At 78.9% G+C, this 3,260-nt stretch carries 3 protein-coding genes; all 3 read left to right on the top strand.

Annotation, left to right across the window (positions count from 1 at the left end; translation table 11 throughout):
* The first annotated feature begins 323 nt into the window (after nt 1–323).
* Entirely contained in the window at nt 324–1,085 is a 762-nt protein-coding gene (locus KBX39_RS27155; protein WP_064445216.1) for a hypothetical protein, read from the top strand.
* On the top strand, nt 1,082–2,866 hold the full coding sequence (locus KBX39_RS27150) for a DNA polymerase Y family protein (protein WP_210873197.1): 1,785 nt from the start codon (nt 1,082–1,084) through the stop codon (nt 2,864–2,866). Before KBX39_RS27155 ends, KBX39_RS27150 begins: the two co-directional genes overlap by 4 nt.
* Nucleotides 2,867–2,959: 93 nt before the next feature.
* A partial coding sequence (locus KBX39_RS27145; protein WP_210873195.1) for a PHP domain-containing protein occupies nt 2,960–3,260 on the top strand: 301 nt, incomplete at its 3' end.

Genomic DNA, 3,260 nt, shown 5'->3' with positions numbered 1-3,260 from the left:
GCCGAGGAGTTCGTGACAGTGGTGGAGACCGCGCTCGGCCTGGCCCACCAGCCGGCGCTCGACGGCCTGCCCCGGCCCCTGCGGCGCGGCGTCTCCGACTCCCCGCCGTCGCGGCCCGGAGCGGCAGCCGCCTGATTCGTGGCGCCCGGCCCCCACCGGCGGGACCCCGGGTGGCCGGGCGCCGCTCCCACACCCGGCACGCGCGTGCCGCAGCATCGACACGATCCACAGCACACGATCCACAGCACACGATCCACAGCACACGATCCACAGCACCATCCACGGGCGGGCCCGTGGCGGAAACACGACGGGGGGTTGGTCCGATGGCGGGCCGCATGGTGGTCGGTTCCGCCGCCCTGGCCGAGCTGGTCCGTCCGGCGAGCGCGCCCGACCCGGCCGGCGGCCACCGGGTGCTGCCCGTCCGGGCCGAGCTGACCGGGCTGCTGCCCAACCGTGGCCTGCGCCGGGGCAGCACCGTCGCGGTCGGCGCCGGCCAGCCCCGGCGCAGCGGCGCCACCTCGCTGATCCTCGCGCTGCTCGCCGAGGCGTCCCGGGCCGGCTCGTGGTGCGCCGTGGTCGGCGTACCCACCTTCGGGGCCGGCGCCGCCGCCGAGGCGGGCATCGCCCTGGACCGGCTGGCCCTGGTGCCCGACCCCGGGCCGGAGTGGCCCACAGTGGTCGCCGCGCTCATCGACGGGGTCGACGTGGTGGTCACCGCCGTGCCGGCGACCGTCTCCGCCTCGATCGCCACCCGGCTGGCCGCCCGCGCCCGGCAGCGCGGAAGCGTGCTCGTCCCGTACGGCCGGTGGGACGGCGCGGACGTCACGCTCCAGGTGGTCCGGGGCGTCTGGCAGGGGCTCGGTGCCGGTCGCGGGCGGCTGCGCCGCCGTGAGGTGACCGTCTCGGCCCGGGGGCGGGGCGCCGCCGCCCGCCCCAAGGAGATCAAGGTGTGGCTGCCCGGCGACGAGCTGACCCGGGTGATCCCCCGCTCGGCCGGGTTCGGCGCACCGTCCGCCGCGCCGTCGCGCCGGCTGCGCGTGGTGGCTCCGCCCGCCCGTACGCCCGCCGTGGCCGGGCCGGCGTGAGCGGCGTACCGCAGCGGACGCTGCTGCTCTGGTGCCCGGACTGGCCGGTCCTCGCCGCCGAGATCGTCGACGGGGTGCCCGCCACCGACCCGGTCGTGGTGCTGCACGCCAACCGGGTGGTCGCCTGCTCCGAGCGGGCCCGTGCCGAGGGGATCCGGCGCGGGCTGCGCCGCCGGGAGGCGCAGGGGCGCTGCCCGCACCTGACGGTGGTCGACCACGACCCGGGGCGGGACGCGCGGGCGTTCGAACCGGTGGTGGCCGCCGTGGAGGAGGTGGTCGCCGGCGTCGAGGTGATCCGGCCCGGCGCCTGCGCCACGGCGGCCCGGGGGCCGAGCCGCTACCTCGGCGGCGAGGAGGCGGCGGCCGAGCGGATCGTCGAGCACGTCGCGCAGAGCTGCGCGGTGGAGAGCCAGGTCGGCATCGCCGACGGGGTGTTCGCGGCCGGGCTGGCCGCCCGGGAGGGGCGGATCGTGGCGCCCGGCGGCACCCGCGAGTGCCTGGCCACCCGGCCGGTCGAGGCGCTCGGCCGGCCCGCCCTGGCCGACCTGCTGCGCCGGCTCGGCGTCCGCACCCTCGGCGACTTCGCGGCGCTGCCCGCCGGGGACGTGCTGGCCCGGTTCGGTTTCGACGGCGCGCTGGCGCACCGGCTCGCCGGCGGCCGGGACGACCGCCCGCTCGCGGTCCGGCAGCCGCCCGCCGACCTGATCGTCACCGCCGACTACGACGAGCCGGTCGACCGGGTCGACGCCGCCGCGTTCGCCGCCCGCACGCTCGCCGAACTGCTGCACGAGCGGCTGGCCGGGTACGGGCTGGCCTGCACCCGGCTCGGCATCGAGGCGGTCACCGCGCACGGCCAGGAGCTGCACCGGGTCTGGCGGCACGACGGCCTGCTCACCGCCGCGGCCATCGCCGACCGGGTCCGCTGGCAGCTCGACGGCTGGCTCACCGGCAGCAACGGCCGGGGCGGGACGCGCCCGGCCCGCCCGACCGCCGGGATCGTCCGGTTGCGGCTGGTGCCCGACGGGGTGCTCGCCCAGGCGGGCCTGCAACCCGGGCTGTGGGGGGAGACCGGCGCGGAACGGGAGCGGGCGCACCGCGCGCTGAGCCGGGTGCAAGGCATCCTCGGCCCCGAGGCGGTGGTCACCGCCGTGCTCGGCGGCGGGCGTTCCCCGGCCGACCAGGTGCGCCTCGTGCCGTGGGGCGACGAGCGGGTGCCCGCCCGTCCCGGCCCGCCACCCCTGCCGCCCGCCTCTCCCGCCGCCGCGCCACCGGTCCCGGCCGGTTCGGTGCGCGGTGTCGCGTCGTCGCGCCCGGTCCCGGCCGGTTCGGTGCGCGGTGTCACGTCGTCGCGCCCGGCCGCCGGGGCCGCTCCGGGTGCCGCGTCCGCCCCTGTCGTCGTACCCCCTGGGGGCCGTGCGGGGCGACGGGCCGGGCGGGGCCGGGCGATGGCCGAGCCGCCGTGGCCGGGGCGGATCCCGCCGCCGTCGCCGGCCGTGGTGCTGCCCGCCCCACTGGCCGCCGACGTGCGCGACGCGGCCGGGGATCCGGTGGTGGTGAGCGCGCGGCTGGCGGTCAGCGCGGCGCCGGCCCGGCTCACCGTCGGCGACGGGCGCCCGGCCGAGATCACCGGCTGGGCCGGCCCGTGGCCGGTGGACGAACGCTGGTGGGCGCCGGCCGAGGCGCGCCGCCGGGCCCGGTTCCAGGTGTGCCTGGCCGACGGCGCCGCGCTGCTGCTCGCGGTCGAGGGCGGGCAGTGGCTGGTGGAGGCGATCTATGACTGAGCGCCGGGAAAGATCTTGGTACGAAAGCGCCCCTCCGGGGGCCGCTTCGTACCAAGATCTCGGGCTTTTGGGTGCAGGGCGAGGCGGGCACCGGTGAGCTTCCACAACCCGAAGATGCCCTGGTCGAAGCTGGAGCAGGTGCTCTCCGGACGGGCCAAGGGCGAGCGGCACCTGCACGTGGTCGACCCGCTCGCGGTCGACGCCGACGGCGGCGACTCACCGGCGTGGAGCCGCAAGCGCCAGGAATACCGGCCGCCGCAGATGGACCGGCCGGACGGCGTGGTGCCGTACGCGGAGCTGCACGCGCACTCCAACTTCAGCTTCCTCGACGGGGCCAGCCACCCGGAGGAGCTGGCCGAGGAGGCGGCCCGGCTCGGGCTGACCGCGCTCGCCG

It is taken from the genome of Micromonospora sp. D75, assembly GCF_018070405.1.
GTDB classification, from domain to species: domain Bacteria; phylum Actinomycetota; class Actinomycetes; order Mycobacteriales; family Micromonosporaceae; genus Micromonospora; species Micromonospora chalcea.
This window is presented reverse-complemented; position numbering and strand designations above follow the sequence as displayed.

Coding starts and splice junctions, on each gene's coding strand:
- KBX39_RS27155 (WP_064445216.1), top strand. CDS start 324: ATGGCGGGCCGCATGGTGGTCGGTTCCGCCGCCCTGGCCGAGCTGGTC.